This window comes from Streptomyces sp. NPDC006385, assembly GCF_040612485.1.
Taxonomy (GTDB): domain Bacteria; phylum Actinomycetota; class Actinomycetes; order Streptomycetales; family Streptomycetaceae; genus Streptomyces.
Genome location: NZ_JBEXQG010000037.1, coordinates 1 through 15,397 on the forward strand (window position 1 = coordinate 1; position 15,397 = coordinate 15,397).

15 protein-coding genes and 1 pseudogene are annotated in these 15,397 nt (G+C 72.3%); 8 read left to right on the forward strand and 8 right to left on the reverse strand.

Annotation, left to right across the window (positions count from 1 at the left end; genetic code table 11):
- Positions 1-39: 39 nt before the first annotated feature.
- The 5 genes from ABZ078_RS25625 to ABZ078_RS25645 all read right to left on the reverse strand — a co-directional run bounded on the left by ABZ078_RS25625 (position 40) and on the right by ABZ078_RS25645 (position 3,215).
- Positions 40-234, reverse strand: a complete 195-nt coding sequence (locus tag ABZ078_RS25625; protein ID WP_356578955.1) for a hypothetical protein — start codon at positions 232-234, stop codon at positions 40-42.
- Complete coding sequence (locus ABZ078_RS25630; RefSeq protein ID WP_356578816.1) at positions 231-947, reverse strand: hypothetical protein; 717 nt, start codon at positions 945-947, stop codon at positions 231-233. Before ABZ078_RS25630 ends, ABZ078_RS25625 begins: the two co-directional genes overlap by 4 nt.
- A gap of 22 nt (positions 948-969) precedes the next feature.
- The gene (locus tag ABZ078_RS25635) at positions 970-1,155 is read right to left on the reverse strand and encodes a hypothetical protein (RefSeq protein WP_356578818.1); all 186 of its coding nucleotides are present in this window, start codon (positions 1,153-1,155) and stop codon (positions 970-972) included.
- Positions 1,156-1,406: 251 nt separating this feature from the next.
- Complete coding sequence (locus ABZ078_RS25640; RefSeq protein ID WP_356578820.1) at positions 1,407-2,108, reverse strand: hypothetical protein; 702 nt, start codon at positions 2,106-2,108, stop codon at positions 1,407-1,409.
- Positions 2,109-2,312: 204 nt separating this feature from the next.
- Positions 2,313-3,215, reverse strand: a complete 903-nt coding sequence (locus tag ABZ078_RS25645) for a helix-turn-helix domain-containing protein (RefSeq protein WP_356578822.1) — start codon at positions 3,213-3,215, stop codon at positions 2,313-2,315.
- A gap of 116 nt (positions 3,216-3,331) precedes the next feature.
- Between ABZ078_RS25645 and ABZ078_RS25650 the strand changes: the two genes are divergently transcribed.
- Complete coding sequence (locus ABZ078_RS25650; RefSeq protein WP_356578823.1) at positions 3,332-4,099, forward strand: SDR family oxidoreductase; 768 nt, start codon at positions 3,332-3,334, stop codon at positions 4,097-4,099.
- Positions 4,100-4,209: 110 nt separating this feature from the next.
- The gene (locus tag ABZ078_RS25655; RefSeq protein WP_356578825.1) at positions 4,210-5,109 is read left to right on the forward strand and encodes an LLM class F420-dependent oxidoreductase; all 900 of its coding nucleotides are present in this window, start codon (positions 4,210-4,212) and stop codon (positions 5,107-5,109) included.
- Here ABZ078_RS25655 and ABZ078_RS25660 read toward each other — a convergent pair.
- Positions 5,102-6,002 (reverse strand): annotated as a pseudogene (locus ABZ078_RS25660) (aldehyde dehydrogenase family protein); the annotation flags it as partial. The gene ABZ078_RS25655 and the pseudogene ABZ078_RS25660 overlap by 8 nt on opposite strands.
- Positions 5,999-7,387 (reverse strand): glycoside hydrolase family 43 protein, encoded by a 1,389-nt coding sequence (locus ABZ078_RS25665; protein WP_356578826.1) that lies wholly within the window; start codon positions 7,385-7,387, stop codon positions 5,999-6,001. The gene ABZ078_RS25665 and the pseudogene ABZ078_RS25660, both read right to left, overlap by 4 nt.
- 245 nt (positions 7,388-7,632) lie before the next feature.
- Here ABZ078_RS25665 and ABZ078_RS25670 point away from each other — a divergent pair, with 245 nt between their 5' ends.
- Together ABZ078_RS25670 and ABZ078_RS25675 are read left to right on the forward strand one after the other, a co-directional pair.
- Positions 7,633-9,057, forward strand: coding sequence for an amidase (locus tag ABZ078_RS25670; RefSeq protein WP_356578828.1), 1,425 nt, complete (start codon positions 7,633-7,635; stop codon positions 9,055-9,057).
- Positions 9,058-9,386: 329 nt separating this feature from the next.
- The gene (locus ABZ078_RS25675; RefSeq protein WP_356578830.1) at positions 9,387-9,833 is read left to right on the forward strand and encodes a type II toxin-antitoxin system PemK/MazF family toxin; all 447 of its coding nucleotides are present in this window, start codon (positions 9,387-9,389) and stop codon (positions 9,831-9,833) included.
- On the opposite strand, the gene ABZ078_RS25680 is transcribed toward ABZ078_RS25675, so the two are convergent.
- Positions 9,818-10,642, reverse strand: a complete 825-nt coding sequence (locus tag ABZ078_RS25680; RefSeq protein ID WP_356578832.1) for a TIGR02452 family protein — start codon at positions 10,640-10,642, stop codon at positions 9,818-9,820. The genes ABZ078_RS25675 and ABZ078_RS25680 overlap by 16 nt on opposite strands.
- A 308-nt stretch (positions 10,643-10,950) precedes the next feature.
- Here ABZ078_RS25680 and egtA point away from each other — a divergent pair, with 308 nt between their 5' ends.
- From egtA to egtD, 4 genes are read left to right on the forward strand one after another with little or no spacing between them, the layout of a single operon-like run.
- Positions 10,951-12,291 carry an ergothioneine biosynthesis glutamate--cysteine ligase EgtA gene (gene egtA / locus ABZ078_RS25685; protein WP_356578834.1) on the forward strand — a complete coding sequence of 447 codons (1,341 nt, stop codon included), beginning with the start codon at positions 10,951-10,953 and terminating at the stop codon, positions 12,289-12,291.
- Complete coding sequence (egtB, locus tag ABZ078_RS25690) at positions 12,288-13,604, forward strand: ergothioneine biosynthesis protein EgtB (RefSeq protein ID WP_356578836.1); 1,317 nt, start codon at positions 12,288-12,290, stop codon at positions 13,602-13,604. Before egtA ends, egtB begins: the two co-directional genes overlap by 4 nt.
- On the forward strand, positions 13,604-14,398 hold the full coding sequence (egtC, locus tag ABZ078_RS25695) for an ergothioneine biosynthesis protein EgtC (RefSeq protein WP_356578838.1): 795 nt from the start codon (positions 13,604-13,606) through the stop codon (positions 14,396-14,398). Before egtB ends, egtC begins: the two co-directional genes overlap by 1 nt.
- Positions 14,395-15,357, forward strand: coding sequence for an L-histidine N(alpha)-methyltransferase (gene egtD, locus ABZ078_RS25700; protein ID WP_356578840.1), 963 nt, complete (start codon positions 14,395-14,397; stop codon positions 15,355-15,357). Before egtC ends, egtD begins: the two co-directional genes overlap by 4 nt.
- Positions 15,358-15,397: the final 40 nt, after the last annotated feature.

The following is a 15,397-nucleotide window of genomic DNA, read 5'->3' on the forward strand; positions in this document are numbered from 1 at the left end:
CCTCAGGACATCGCTCGCGGCGGCCTTCGGAGACGACCACTACGGCGAGTACTGCTGGGACGCGCTGGAGCACGGCGAGGGCACCAGTTCCCCGAGGGGTTTCCAGGTGGCGTCCACATGGCCGTCCCCGGTGAGGGCGTCCTCGCCCAGCGCGAACTCGCCCCGGTGCGCGGACAGCCACGCGAAGGCGGCGACTCCCACCTCCCGGATCTCCCGGACGCCCATGGCGGTCATACGAGCGCTCCGGCCGCCCGCATGACCCGTGCCGCCTGCACCTGGAGGGCGACCCGGGGATCGCTGCCGCCCATCAACTCCACGAAGTCCAGGCCCGATTCGAGGCCGAGGGTGTCCGGCACCCCGTCGAGCAGGGTCAGCCAGCGTCCCGCCCCCGCCGCCTGCTGCCAGTCCCTGCGGCGTACGGCCCGCACGAATCCCCGGGCCACGTCGGCCGGTCGGCGCCGGGCCGCCAGGGAGACGGCACAGTCCTCGCGGGGCACCGCGAGCGGGGCCAGGACGGCGAGTTGATGCGTCAGCACCTGCCAGGTCGCCGCGCCGAGCCAGCTCGCGTCGGGTTCCGCGACAGCGTCGTCGTCCGCGCCGGCCGTGCCGGTCAGGGGCGTGTCGAACCGTCGCAGCGTGCGCGTCATGGCCCAGTGGCTCCACCTGACGGTGGGGGCCGCGTCCGGGCGCGGCGGGAATGCCTCCACCGTTCTGCGGAAGACGGTGAGTACCTCTGGTACGGGGGGTGTCGGGAAGATCACGTGCGGCAGCAGCAGGTCCGCTCCCAACACACGTACGGCCGCGAGGGCGAGGCTTCCCTCAGGGTCGTCCTCTGTCTCCGTGCCGGACATGCGCACGTGGTCTCCACCCCGAAGGGCGGAGACCACGTCGGACGCAAGGTCCTGCACCGCGCCCTGCAAGAGGGCCGAAGTGCCTGACTGCTCCATTCAGCCGCTCCTGTCGGTCCACTCAGCCCTTCTTGGGGCGAGGGGTCGGCGGGGACAGCAGCAACTTGGTGTCCGCGGAGAGAAGCGCCAAGGAGGCGCATTCCCGGCTGTCTCGGAAGACTCCGTCGGGCTCGACGGGGTCAAGTGCCGCTTCGAGGTCGGTCCGGACGCCGGTCGTTTCCTTGAGCGCCTTGTCAATGGAAGGCATATCACCATCTCCTCTGGGGTCAGCCATAGCCTCCACAACCAAGGTCACCACATCACCCCAAAGTGCGCATCTTTTCCCAGAAGACCCAATACGCCACTTCTTCAACAGCCGGTCCCTGGCCTCAGGCGGCGACGCCCTTTTGGGAAGCATCGAGCCACCCCCGGGTACTCGTGCGACTGAGTGCCCGTCACGCCTCCGCCGGTCCTCGGTTCTCGGTGTAGCCCGTGCCCGGCGCCCGGCGCCCGGGTGATCTACGCCGGGACAAGGACGGTAAGCCATTCCGCTTCACGCGCCCGGTACCCGTAACGGTCCATCAGGCCCGACACGATCGCCGGGACGTGGCGGGCTCCGTAGACGACGGCCACCCTGATCGGCTCATCGGCGCGCTCTACGTAGATCTCGCCGAGCGCATCGAGAAGCCGTTTGTCGCGCCGATCGGTCATCGCATGCTCCACAGGATCGTCGGCCATCATCTCCGCCCGCAGCGTCGACGGCAGATCCTCGACGACCAGGTCCTCGTCGAGGAAAGCGCGCGGACCGCGCAGCGCGAACACCAGGCCCATCACGGGAGCCGCGAGGATGAGCAGCAGGTAGCTCCACCGCGGCAGTGCCTTCAGGTCCGCGATCGCCTCCGCCGCGGTCACATCCGGGTTGACGACCGGCACGGACGGGGGAAGCAGCAGCTCATCGCGCTGCTCTTGCAGGCCGTTGCGTCGACGCCATGGGGTGAACCGGTAAGCCAGCGTGAGGGCACTCACGCCGACCGACTTGCCTCGGATTCCCTCCATGACTATGAGGTCGCATTCCCTGAGTCGGATGCGGACCTGGGAGTAGAACGTCGGCGAAGCCACATGCACCATCGGGAAGATCACGAATTCGAGTGGCTTTCCTGTCCGCCTCAAGGTGATCACAGCAGATCGGACGGCATACCCGGTTATCTCGATGATCTGCATGGTTTCTCCCGCGCCCCTCGCCCGGTTTCCCTTCCACCCGTACCAGGACACGAGCCCGCCAGGGCCGCGGTTCCCTCCGGCACAAGCCGCGCCACCGGACATGCCGCCGAGTTCCAGCGCGATCGACCGCAGCCGGCACGTCAGCCCGACGCTGGAGCGGCGATGCCGCTCGGTCAGCCTGCCGGCCGGCAGCCGCGCCCCTTACTACTCTTCGGCGGCGGTTCGCTGCTCGGCCGCGTCACGTGCCGTCACGTCCGGCTGCGGCCGCCGTTGCTCGGAGTGCTGGTCGGTGGCCACCGCGCTGCCGAGCAGGGCAAGGGCGTGGGCGGACGGGCTGCCTCGTTCGGCGTGGTAGACCACGAGGGCCTGGCCGGGGGCGCTGTTCACGGTGAAGGTCTCGAAGTCGAGGGTGAGTTCTCCGACGAGGGGGTGGGCGAACCGCTTGGTGCCGGTGGTGCGGTTGCGGACGTCGTGCCGAGCCCAGAGCTGCCGGAACTCCTCACTCTTCAGTGACAGTTCACCGACCAGGTCGGTCAGGCGGGGGTCGTCCATGTCGGCGCCGGCGGCCGCGCGCAGGCCGGCCACTGTGTCGGCCGCGACCGCGTTCCAGTCGGGGAAGGTGGCGCGGGAACCGGGATCGAGGAAGAGGGCGCGTACGGCGTTCTGCCCCGGGGTGTGGCAGGGGGCGAGGGCGGTGGCGAGCAGATTCCCGGCCAGCACGTCCAGGTGGCGGCCCAGCACGATCGCCGGGGTGTGGGGCCAGCTGTCCAGCAGCCGCAGCAGGCCGGGACCGACCTTCTCCGGCCGGTTGCGGGCCCGGCGACGGCGTGGCTCCGGGCGGGCCAGCTCGTACAGGTGGGCGGTGGCCTCGTCGTCCAGCCCGAAGACCCGTGCGAGCGCGTCGAGGACCTGTTGCGAGGGGTTGCGGTCGCGGCCCTGTTCGAGACGAACGTAGTAATCGACGCTGACGCCGGCCAGCAGCGCGACCTCCTCCCGGCGCAGGCCTGGCGAGCGCCTGCGGATCGGCTCGGGCAGGCCGAAGTCGGCGGGCCGGGTCAGGGCCCGCCGTGCCCGCAGGAACTCGCCGAGAAGGTTGTCGATGGCCATGCGGTCGACGATAAGGCGCATGACGGGCGGCTGGGTGGCCCTGTCACTACCAGGTTCACCGGTCCCCGGTGTCGGGCGGCCTGGATGCCGTGTCCCTGGGCGGCGAGCGTGGAGCCATGACTGAACAGCACAACACCCTGGCCGGCCGCGTGGCGGTCGTCACCGGAGCGACCGGCGGCATCGGCGCCGCGACCGCCCGGCGCCTGGCCGCGGGCGGCGCGTCCGTCGCGCTCATCGGACGCCGCGAGGAGCGGCTGAAGGAACTGGCCGCCGAGATGGGCGAGATCGGTGGGAAGGCCGTCGCCGTGGCGGCCGACGTGTCCGACCTGGAGGCGATGACCCGGGCCGCCGAGACCGTACGCACCGCCCTGGGGCCGGTCGACCTGGTGGTCGCCAACGCCGGCACCATGCTCGGCGCCCCGTACGAGTCGGCGCAGCCCGTCGAATGGGACCGGATGATCGGCACCAACCTCAGCGGCCTGATCTACACCGGCCGGGTCTTCGTCGACGACCTGCTCGCGACTGCCGCCGAGGGACGGTCGGCGGACCTGGTGCACGTCGGCTCCATCGCCTCGCACACGTTCTACCCCACCTACGCGGTCTACGCGGCCACCAAGGCGGCAGTCGCCACGCTGACCCGTTCCCTGCGTGTCGAACTCGGTCCACGCAACGTCCGCGTCAAGAACGTCGAGCCGGGCATGACCGCCACCGAGCTGGGCGGGGACATGCTTGACGACGGCGCCCGGGAGCAGTTCGCCGAGGTCCGCAAGACCGTTCAGGCCCTGGAGCCCGGCGACATCGCCGACGCCATCGCGTACGCGTGCGCCGCCCCGACCCGGCTGAACCTCGCCCACCTCATCGCCTTGCCGAGCTGGCAGGGCTGATCCACACCGCCCGCCCGGGCAACCGCGCCGGTGCCCGGGCGGCATCGTCCGCACCCATGCGGCCAGGGCACGGAAGGCGCCGGACAACGAACAAGGAGTGATCGAAGCACATGATGGACGCAGCGACCGCAGACCCCGGAAGCTCCCTGCGAACGGCCGTCGGCCGGTACGGCATCTGGAGCCTGGGCCTGCGCTCGGAGAACCCGGCGCTGCGCGGCGAGATCACCGAGGCCGCGGCCGAGCTGGAGGAACTCGGCTTCGGGGCCGTCTGGCTGGGCAACAACAGCACGACGCAACACGCCGCCCCGCTCATCGAGGCGACCTCCCGGCTGACCGTGGCCACCGGCATCCACAGCATCTGGCAGCAGGAGCCGGACCGGACCGCGGCACAGTACGCCGCGACGGACGCCTGCCACCCGGGCCGCTTCCTGCTCGGCCTCGGGGTGAGCCACTCCGTGGCAACCGACCGCTACCACCGCCCGTACTCGTCGATGGTCGCCTACCTGGACGCGCTGGACTCGGCCGGCGTACCCGCCGAACGCCGCGTCCTGGCCGCGCTCGGCCCGAAGATGCTCAAGCTGTCACGCGACCGCGCAGCCGGTTCCCACCCCTACCTGGTCACGGCCGAACACACCGCACAGGCCCGCGCGCTCCTGGGCGACGCCCCACTGCTCGCCCCAGAGCTGAAAGTCGTCCTGGAAGACGACCCCGACCGCGCCCGCACGATCGCCCGCGGGTATCTGGCCCTCTACCTCGGCCTGGAGAACTACACAAACAGCCTCCTGCGCCTCGGTTACACCGAGGACGACTTCGCCGACGGCGGCAGCGACCGCCTCATCGACGCGCTCGTCGCATGGGGCGACGAGGACCGGATCCGCGCCCGGATCGTCGCCTTCCGCGAGGCGGGAGCGGACCATGTGGCTCTCCAGATCGTCGACGGCCAACCGCCGTTCGACCACCTCCCGCGCGTCGCCTGGCGCCGCTTGGCGGCACTGCTGACCGGAAGCTGACGCCCTGGGCGAGGTTGAGCTCGCTGGAGTAGTTGATCGTGTTGGTGGCGGAGCGCATGTAGGACTTCCGGGCGTCGGAGCCGGACGCGCGGCCGCCGCCGGTGTCCTTCTCGCCGCCGAAGGCGCCGCCGCTCTCGGCTCCGGAGGTGCCGATGCGGGTCGTAGGTCAGGACGTACAGGATGGGTGGGAAGGTCTCCTCCCGTACGACGGGCGAGGGCGTTGTTCATGGCGCCGGGGGCCGTCGTGGAAATGAGCGGGCCGACCGGGGTGGTGTCGTCGAACGGGCTGCCGATGGAGAGCTTGTGGTAGGCGGCTGTCAGCCGCTCGATGAGGGTGTCGGCGATGTCACGGTGGACGATGAGGCGGCGCAGGGTGGTGCAGCGCTGGCCCGCGGTGCCCGCCGCGGCGAAGACGATGCCCTGGACGGCGAGGTCCAGGTCGGCGGACGGGGCGACGATCGCGGCGTTGTCGCCGGCGAGTTCCAGCAGGCTGCGGCCGAAGCGGCGGCGACACGGGGGCCGACCTCGCGGCCCATGCGGGTGGAGCCGGTGGCGCTGACGAGGGCGACGACGGTGTTCCACGACCACACGGCGGCGGGGAAGTCGAAGGCGGAGAGGTCGCCGACCACGCCGAGGGGGTGCCACGTCTCGGCCAGGCGGTGGCCGGAGCGTTCGGAGGCGATCGTGCGGCCGTAGAGCCGGCGGGAGAGGCCGACCGCGAAGTCGCAGACGTCGATCATCTCCTGGATCTCGCCATGCGCCTCGGAACGGATCTCGCCCGCCTCGATGATGACGAGATCGGCCAGGTCGCTCTTGGGCTCGCGCAGCAACTCACCGAGGCGGCGCACGAGTTCACACCGCCGGCGCGGGGCCCGGGTGGTGCCGCAGCTCAGGCCCAGGATGTCACCGGCAAGAACGAACTGTCCTGCCGGAACAGGTCCGTCCCGTCCGCCCGCTCGACCCTCAGCTGGTAGCCGTAGTGCCGCAGGTAGTACCCGGGATAGTTGTACGACTCGAAGCGCATCGAACCGCTCGACGTGCCCGTGCGGGCGACGAAGGTGGCGTCCTTGGCGAACGTCGCGGTCCCGTCGTTCGCGTCGAAGCGTGCCCGGAAGTCGTAGTGGCGGAGGTATCTGCCGCTCGCGTCGCGGAAGGAGTAGCCGTTGGCGTCGGCGAGGCCGGCCACGACCGTGAACGTCGAGGCCTGCTTCTCGGCGGTCGTGCTCGATGCGCTGACCACGGGGAGGTTGAGCAGGGAGGACTGCACCTGCCAGTACCGGGTGGGGTAGTTGGCCGACCGGAGGGAGCGGGTGACGTTCCTCGCCAGGACCGGGCCGCCCGAGACGGTCTCCTTGATCACCGTGAAGTGGCGGGCCGTTCCCGAGACGGCGGGCAGGGCGGCCGGGGCGGACCACGTGGCGAAGGTGTCGTAGCTGTCGCTGTAGTAGTACGTGCCGTCGCCGTAGCCGTCGAAGAAGATCCGCCAGCCGCCGTTGTCGAGCTGGACCAGCGCGGGGCCCTCGCGGTAGCTGCCCCAGCCCGCCCAGTTGCCGGTGCGGGAGATGGTGTAGGGGCCGGTGAGGCGCGACGCCGTGGCGTACTCGATGTACTTCGTCGTCTCGTTCTTCGTGAAGGCGTGGTAGGTGGAGCCGATCTTCACGATGAAGGTGTCGATGTGGTTCGCACCGATGCCGGACAGTGCCACCGGTGAACTCCAGGACGTCAGCGAGGAGTTGGTGGCCCTGAGGAGATACGGCGTGAAGATCCACTCATCGTTGGCGGTGGAGCAGGACACGATGACGTTCACGCTGCCGTCGCTGTCGACGAACCACTCCGGCGCCCAGGCCCGGGAGAGGCCCGCGATCGGGACCGTGTAGTCGTACAGGAACGTCCAGTTGACCCGGTCGGTGCTGCGGGCGAAGCCGATGGTGGTGCTGGTGTCCTGCCAGGTGTGGGTCGTGTAGGTGATGTAGTAGTAGCCGTTGGTGTGCTTGAAGATGCTCGCGTCGCGGATGCGGTTGCTCGGCGGCGTGTACGCGGAGGCCCTGGCCAGGCGGAAGTCGGTGGCGTCGTCCGCCGTGTAGACGTTCACGGTCCCGTCGTTGCTGTTCAGGAACGGCACGATGGTGTAGCGGGTGGCCGAGCCGCTCGGCGGTGCGGCCGCCAGCGCCGTGCCGAGCAGGCCGGGGGCCTCGCCCAGGACCAGCGCGGAGGCGGGCAGGGCGGCCATCGCGCGCAGCAGGGTGCGGCGGGACGGGGTCGGGGGACGTCTGGTCACGTGCGGCTCTCCCTACGGTTCAAGGACGTTCCCGAAACACCTGAACGTTCGTAATGTCGAACGCAGTTCGGGAAGTCGATCAGAAGGTAGGGGTGACGTCCGAGCACGTCAATGGTTCGCGCACGAGGAAGCGAGGCGGGGGAAACCTGTGAGGAACCTGGGAGCCGCGCCCGGCGAGAGCGTTCCACCGCCGCCCACGGGACGTTACCGTTCGGTAGACAACGCCGTCTGGGAGGTGCCCCCGTATGACACCCGACCGTGCAGCAGGCCTCGCCGAGTCCGCCCGTGCGCTGGCCGACGGGGAGGTGACGTCGCGGGCGCTCGTCGCTCAGGCGCTGGCGCGGATCGAGGCGAGCCAGGGGTCCGTCAACGCCTTCCGGGTGGTCAGGGCCGAGGCCGCTCTCGCCGAGGCCGAGGCCGCGGACGCGGAGCTCGCCGCCGGGGTCCGGCGGCCGCTGCTCGGCGTACCGGTCGCGGTGAAGGACGACATGGACGTGGCGGGCGAGCCGACGGCGTTCGGATGCGGCGGTGAGTTCCCGCCCGTCGCCGAGGACGGCGAGGCGGTACGGCGGCTGCGCGCGGCCGGAGCCGTGATCGTCGGCAAGACCAACACCTGCGAACTGGGGCAGTGGCCGTTCACGGAGGGGCCCGCCTTCGGCGCGACCCGCAATCCGTGGAACCCGGAGCACACCCCCGGTGGCTCGTCCGGTGGTTCGGCCGCCGCCGTGGCCGCGGGGCTCGTCCCCGCCGCGCTCGGCTCGGACGGCGCCGGGTCGGTGCGGATCCCCGCGTCCTGGACCCATCTGATCGGCATCAAGCCGCAGCGCGGCCGTATCTCCACCTGGCCGAAGGGCGAGTCGTTCCAGGGCATCACCGTCAACGGCACCCTCGCCCGCACGGTGGCCGACGCCGCGCTCCTGCTGGACGCCGCCGCCGGCAACCACGACCTCGACCCGCACCGCCCGCCGGCGATCAACGCCTCGGAGGCCGTGGGCCGCGAACCGGGCCGGCTGCGCGTCGCGCTCTCCCTCAAGCCGCCGTTCACCGCCGTGCCCGCCCGGCTCCAGCCGGAGGTGCGGGCCAGGGTCGTCGAACTCGCCGAGCAGCTGAGCGCGTTGGGGCATGTCGTCGAGGAGGCGGATCCGCCGTACGGCCAGATCGGGCTGGCCTTCGTCCCGCGCGCGACGGCCGGTATCGCCGAGTGGGCGAGCGAGGTGCCCTTCCCCGCGCTGCTCGACCGGCGCACCCGGGGCGCCGCGCGGCTGGGCCGGCTCCTCGGCGGGGTCCCGCTGCGGGCGGCGCGGCGCGCGGAGGCCGGGCTGCACCGTCGTATCGGCGCGTTCTTCGAGTCGTACGACGTGATCCTCGCGCCGACGACGGCCGCTCCCCCACCCCGGATCGGCGCCATGCTAGAGCTGGGCGGGTTCGCCACCGACCGGGCGATGATCGCCGCGTGCCCCTACGCCTGGCCGTGGAACGTGCTGGGCTGGCCCGGCGTCAACGTCCCCGCCGGATTCGTGGGTGGCCTGCCCGTCGGCGCCCAACTGCTCGGGTCGGCGAACAGCGAGCCCCTGCTGGTCTCGCTGGCCGCGCAGGTGGAGGCGGAGCTGCGCTGGCACGAACTGTGGCCGCCGCAGCAGGGCGAGACGGCGCCCACCGCCGTCGTCTGAGCCGCCACCACCCCATCGGGCAGGCCCTGCCCCCAGACCAAGGGCGACGCGTCGCTGGCCGGGCACATGCGCAGGGCCGCGGGGACGACCGGGCCGGGACTCGTCGGCGAGGTGATCGTCCGGGCCCGCGCGTCCGCCTTCGGCGGCATCGGCAACACGGTGCCGCTATCGGCAACACGGTGCCGCTATCGGCAACATGGCGCCGCTCCACGGCCGGAACCAGAACGGGCAGGCCCCGACGGGGACCTCGTCGGTGACGGACTCGCCTCGCCTCCCCGAGAAGCGAGCCCGCCGGGTGTGCTGACGGGGCCAGGCCCTAAGGTGCCCCCGTGAGCACCTCCACCGAAGCGAACGTACCGGGCCGCCACGGCCCGACCGCCACCACCGAAGCGGACCCCCGCGCGATCGGCAAGGTGCGCACCGAGTACTCCCCCGCCCACGACGGCGACCCCGACCCCGGGGAGATCGTCTGGACCTGGGTCCCCTTCGAGGAGAACGACGGGCGGGGCAAGGACCGACCGGTGCTGGTGGTGGCCCGGGAGGCCGCCGGCACTTTTCTCGCCGTGCAGCTCTCCAGCAAGCGGCACGACGGGGACCGCGAGTGGGTGGCGATCGGCAGCGGGCCGTGGGACCGGTCCGGACGTGACTCGTGGGTGGACGTGGACCGCGTCCTGCGTCTCCATGAGGCAGGCATGCGACGGGAGGCGTGCGCCCTGGACCGCGGGCGGTTCAACCTGGTGAGGCACCGCCTCCACGAGCGCTACGGCTGGAGCTGACGCTCCGGGAACGCCCGTACGAACGCCTGGCGCACCGCACCCCCCGCCGTACGGTCCAGGATCGCGAACACCACGTGCTCGAAGGCCGAGGCGAACCGCCCGCCGGGTCCGAGCAGGGCCCGGAAGGCCGCCGCCACCTGTGCCGGGTCGTTCTGGAACACCCCGCAGCCCCACGCGCCCAGCACCAGGCGCCGGTATCCGTACGCCGCGGCCGTCTCCAGCACGCGCTCGGCACGCGCGACGAGCGCCCGCGGCAGCTCGGCCGTGCGGTGCGGCGCCGTACGCCGGACGACTCCCGCGTTCGGCGCGGCGGCGGTGAGGAAGCCGGTGGTGTACGGCTCGTCCAGGAGGCGGCCGCCGTCGTCGCGGAAGACGGGCACGCGGGGTGAGTGGATGACACGGTCCGTGTAGAACGGGTCGCGGTGGGCGCGGTGGTGGTCGTAGAACTCGCGGGCCGCGAGCAGGCACGTGTACAGCGCGGAGGCACGGCACAGGGCCTCTTCCTGCGCCTGCGCGCCGTTCAGATGGCCGCCGCCCGGATTGCGGGCGGAGGCGAAGTTGAGCACGGCCGTCCCGTCGCCGAGCCGGCGGGCCGCGGCCAGGCTGCTCTCGCCCGTGACCTCGAAGAACGTCTCCGCCACCGCGATCCGCGGCACCGGAACGGGGCCCGGTCCGTGCATCCGCGTGCCGCTCCGTGCCGCCTCGATCGCCGCCCCGACGGACACCTCACGGCCGCCGGGCGGGGTGTACGTCCCCGCCGCCACGATCCGTTCCGTCTCTCGGGCGATGCCGCGCAGCCGCGCGCTCATGGCGCCACCCCCGTGCGCGCCATGAGCGCGCGACCGCGTCGGCTGCGCGTGATCTCCCCCGTCGTGCTCACGCAGGCATCGTGGGCGATGCTGGTCATGCGGTGCAACCGGGTTTTGCCGGGCCCCGCGGCCGGCCGGGAACGACCGGGAAAGACCTCGCGAACGCCCGGGAGGCGCAGGTTACCGACCCGGAACGTGGTGGTACGCACCCTTGTGCGAAGCGGCGCGAGGGTTTTGGGTGGGACGAGTGTGCCGCCCGGTTCGCAGGATCCGGGGCGCCGGCACCGTGGATTCTCAGGAGGATTCCCATGTCCGATTCGGTGAGTGACTGTAGGGAGCAGCCGCGCGCCGCAGTCACCGAAGCCGAGGTGGAGGCCCTGGTCAGGGGCATCTGCTTCAAGACCGGTCCACCCCGCACGGTCGGGGTCGAAGTGGAATGGCTCGTCCACGAGCTGCGCGGACCGCAGCTCCCCGTGACACCCGAACGACTCGAAGCGGCCTACGCCGCACTGCGTACCGCGCCCCTGAGGTCGGCGCTCACCGTCGAACCCGGCGGTCAGCTGGAGCTGAGCTCGCCGCCCGCCGCCTCGCTGATGGAGTGCATCGGTACCGTCTCCGCCGACCTCGGCACCGCCCGCGCGGTACTGCGCGGGCACGATCTCGGGCTCGCCGGCATCGGCAACGACCCCTGGCGCCCGCCCCGCCGCTTCCTGCGCGAGCCGCGCTACGACGCCATGGAGGCATGCCTGGACCGCACGGGCCCGGCCGGCCGCGCCATGATGTGCACTTCGGCCTCCGTGCAGGTGTGCCTGGACGCCGGGAACGAGGAGCCCGGCCCGCTCGGGCACGGACGGCGCTGGTGGCTGGCCCACCAGCTGGGCGCGGTCCTGGTGGCCGCCTTCGCCAACTCCCCGCTGGCCGGGCGCGAGCCCACCGGCTGGCTGTCCACCCGGCAGTTGCTGTGGATGGAGATCGGCGCCGGCCGCGCGGGCGCTCCCCCGCTCGACGGCGATCCGCGGGCCGCCTGGGCGCGGCATGTGCTGGACGCGCCGGTGATGTGCGTACGGCGGGACGCCGGCCCGTGGGACGTCCCGGAGGGGCTGACGTTCCGGGAGTGGGCCAGGTCGGGGGCGCCCAGACCGCCGACGCACGAGGACCTCGACTACCACCTGACGACGCTGTTCCCGCCGGTCAGGCCGCGTGGCCATCTGGAGCTGCGCATGATCGACGCCCAGCCCGGCGAGGACGGCTGGATCGTGCCGCTCGCCGTGACCACCGCGCTGTTCGACGACCCGGAGGCCGCCGAGACCGCCTACCGCGCCGTGAAGCCGCTGGCCGAGCGTGCCCAGTCGCTGCCCGCTCCGCACAATCCGCTGTGGATCGACGCGGCCCGGACGGGGCTCGCCGATCCCGAGCTGCGCGAGGTGGCCGCGGCCTGCTTCGCGGCGGCCCTGGAGGCGCTGCCCCGGCTGGGGGCCACGGCCGAGGTCACGGGCGCGGTGGCGGCGTATCGCGACCGCTATGTCAGCAGGGGCCGCTGCCCCGCCGACGACCTGCTGGACGAGTTCCACGGCACGGACCGCCCCCGGTCCCGGCCGCGCCCGACCGGGGCAGCCCCCGTCCCGCACGGGAAGGACATCCGCACATGACCGACCCCGCCCCCGAAGCCGACACCCTCCGCGAGCGGGCGCTGACCACCCTGACCACCGCCCGTGCCCGGACCACCCTGCTGACCAGTTGCGTCGACGACCCCGACCTCACCGCCCAGCACTCGCCGCTGATGTCCCCGCTGGTGTGGGACCTCGCGCACATCGGCAACCAGGAGGAGCAGTGGCTCCTGCGGGCGGTCGCCGGGCGGGAGGCGATGCGGCCCGAGATCGACGGCCTCTACGACGCCTTCGAGCACCCGCGCGCCGAACGCCCCTCGCTGCCCCTGCTGCCGCCCGCCGAGGCCCGGCACTACGCCGCCGAGGTGCGCGGGCGCGTCCTGGACGTGCTGGAGGGCGCCGCCTTCCACGGGACGCGGCTGACCGAGGCGGGCTTCGCCTTCGGGATGATCGCGCAGCACGAGCAGCAGCACGACGAGACGATGCTGATCACCCATCAGCTGCGCAGGGGCCCGCAGGCCCTGACCGCCCCGGATCCCGCACCGGCTCCGCTGTTCGCGGGGCCGTCCGAAGTCCTGGTTCCCGGCGGCCCGTTCACCATGGGAACCTCCACCGAGCCGTGGGCGCTGGACAACGAGCGCCCGGCGCACCGGCGCGAGGTGGCGCCGTTCTACATCGACACGGCCCCGGTGACGAACGCCGCCTACCAGGCGTTCATCGAGGACGGCGGCTACGAAACCGAACGCTGGTGGACGCCGGAGGGCTGGGCGCACATCCGGCGGCACGCGATCCACGCCCCGCTGTTCTGGCGCCGGGACGGCAGGCAGTGGCTCCGCCGCCGCTTCGGCGTCACCGAGGTCGTACCACCCGACGAGCCCGTGCTGCACGTGTGCTGGTACGAGGCCGACGCCTACGCCCGCTGGGCCGGGCGCAGGCTGCCCACGGAGGCCGAGTGGGAGAAGGCCGCCCGGCACGACCCCGCCGGGGACCGCTCGACACGCTACCCGTGGGGCGACGCCGACCCGGCGCCCGAGCACGCCAACCTCGGTCAGCGGCATCTGCGCCCGGCGCCGGCCGGGAGCTATCCGGAGGGTGAATCGCCGCTCGGGGTACGGCAGTTGATCGGTGACGTGTGGGAGTGGACGGCGAGCGACTTCCTGCCGTACCCGGGCTTCGAGGCGTTCCCGTACAAGGAGTACTCGGAGGTGTTCTTCGGGCCCGAGTACAAGGTGCTGCGCGGCGGTTCGTTCGCCGTCGACGCGGTGGCCTGCCGGGGCACCTTCCGCAACTGGGACTATCCGATCCGGCGGCAGATCTTCTCCGGCTTCCGCACGGCCCGTTCGGGAGACGTCTGATGTGCCGTCACCTGGCTTATGTGGGCCCCGAGGAGCCGCTCGGCCGACTCCTCGTGGAGCCCCCGCACGGCCTGTACCGCCAGTCGTGGGCGCCTCGCCGGCAGCGGTACGGGACGGTCAACGCCGATGGTTTCGGGGTCGGTTGGTACGCCGAGGGGGATCCCGTGCCGGCGCGGTACCGCCGGGCGGGGCCCGTCTGGGCGGATCCGTCCTTCGCCGACCTCGCGCGGGTCGTACGGAGCACGGCGCTGCTGGCCGCCGTACGGGACGCGACGGTGCCGGGCGCAGACCAGGAGGCCGCGGCGGCGCCGTTCGCCACGGGCCCCTGGCTGTTCAGCCACAACGGCGCCGTGAAGGGCTGGCCGGGCTCGCTGGCCCCGCTTGTCGCGAGCCTGCCCGCCGAGGACGTGCTGCGGATGGAGGCCCGCAACGACTCGGCGTTCGTCTGGGCGCTGGTCCTCGCGCGGCTGCGCGGCGGTGACGACGAGGCGCAGGCGCTGGCCGACACGGTCGCGGAGGTCGCCGAGGCGGCCCCCGCGTCGCGGCTCAACCTGCTGCTCACCAACGGCGAGACCATCACCGCGACCGCCTGGGGCGACACGCTCTGGTATCTGTCCCGGCCCGGCGGCGGCACCGTCGTGGCCTCCGAACCCTACGACGACGATCCGCACTGGCAGGAGGTTCCGGACCGCACCCTCCTCGCGGCGAACCGCACCGACGTACTGCTCACCCCGCTCAAGGAACCGAACGACGCCCTGGCACCCCCCGCACCATCGAAGGAGCCCAGCACGTGAGCCCGTTCCTTCTCACCCGCACCCTGCCCGAGGACGCCACCGACGCCGCCCTGCGCGCCGACGTCCTGAAGGGCCTGACGAGCACACCCAAGACGCTGCCGCCGAAGTGGTTCTACGACGCGAAGGGCAGCGAACTCTTCGAGCAGATCACCGAGTTGCCCGAGTACTACCCCACGCGCGCGGAGCGCGAGATCCTCGTCGACCGGGCCGGCGAGATCGCCGCGGCCACCGGCGCCCGCACCCTCGTCGAACTGGGCTCCGGCTCCTCCGAGAAGACGCGGTACGTCATCGACGCGCTGACCGGGCTGCACACGTACGTCCCCGTCGACGTCAGCGAGAGCGCGCTCACACAGGCCGGGCACGCGCTCATCGAGGAGCGGCCCGCGCTGGACGTGCACGCGCTGATCGCCGACTTCACCGGTGGGTTGACCCTGCCGGACACGCCGGGCCCCCGGCTGCTGGCGTTCCTCGGCGGCACGGTAGGCAACCTCCTGCCGGAGGAGCGCGCGGCGTTCCTGGCCTCGGTGCGGGCCCTGCTCTCCCCCGGCGACGCGCTGCTGCTCGGCACGGACCTGGTGAAGGACGAGCGGGTCCTGGTCGAGGCGTACGACGACGGGGCCGGGGTGACGGCCGCCTTCAACAAGAACGTCCTGGCCGTGATGAACCGCGAGTTGGGCGCCGACTTCGATCCCGACGCCTTCGACCACGTGGCGCTGTGGGACGCGCGCAGCGAGTGGATCGAGATGCGGCTGCGCTCCCGTACGGCGCAGACGGTGAAGGTGCCCGCGCTCGACCTCGCCGTGGACTTCGCGGCGGGCGAGGAACTGCGCACCGAGGTGTCGGCGAAGTTCCGGAAGGAGGGCGTCCGTGCGGAGCTGTCGGTGGCCGGACTGGAGCTGGCGCACTGGTGGACGGACGGCCAGGGCCGCTTCGCGCTGTCGCTGAGCGTGGCGCGGTGACGGACGGCTCGCGCGATGTCCCGCCCTGGGGCACCGTGGA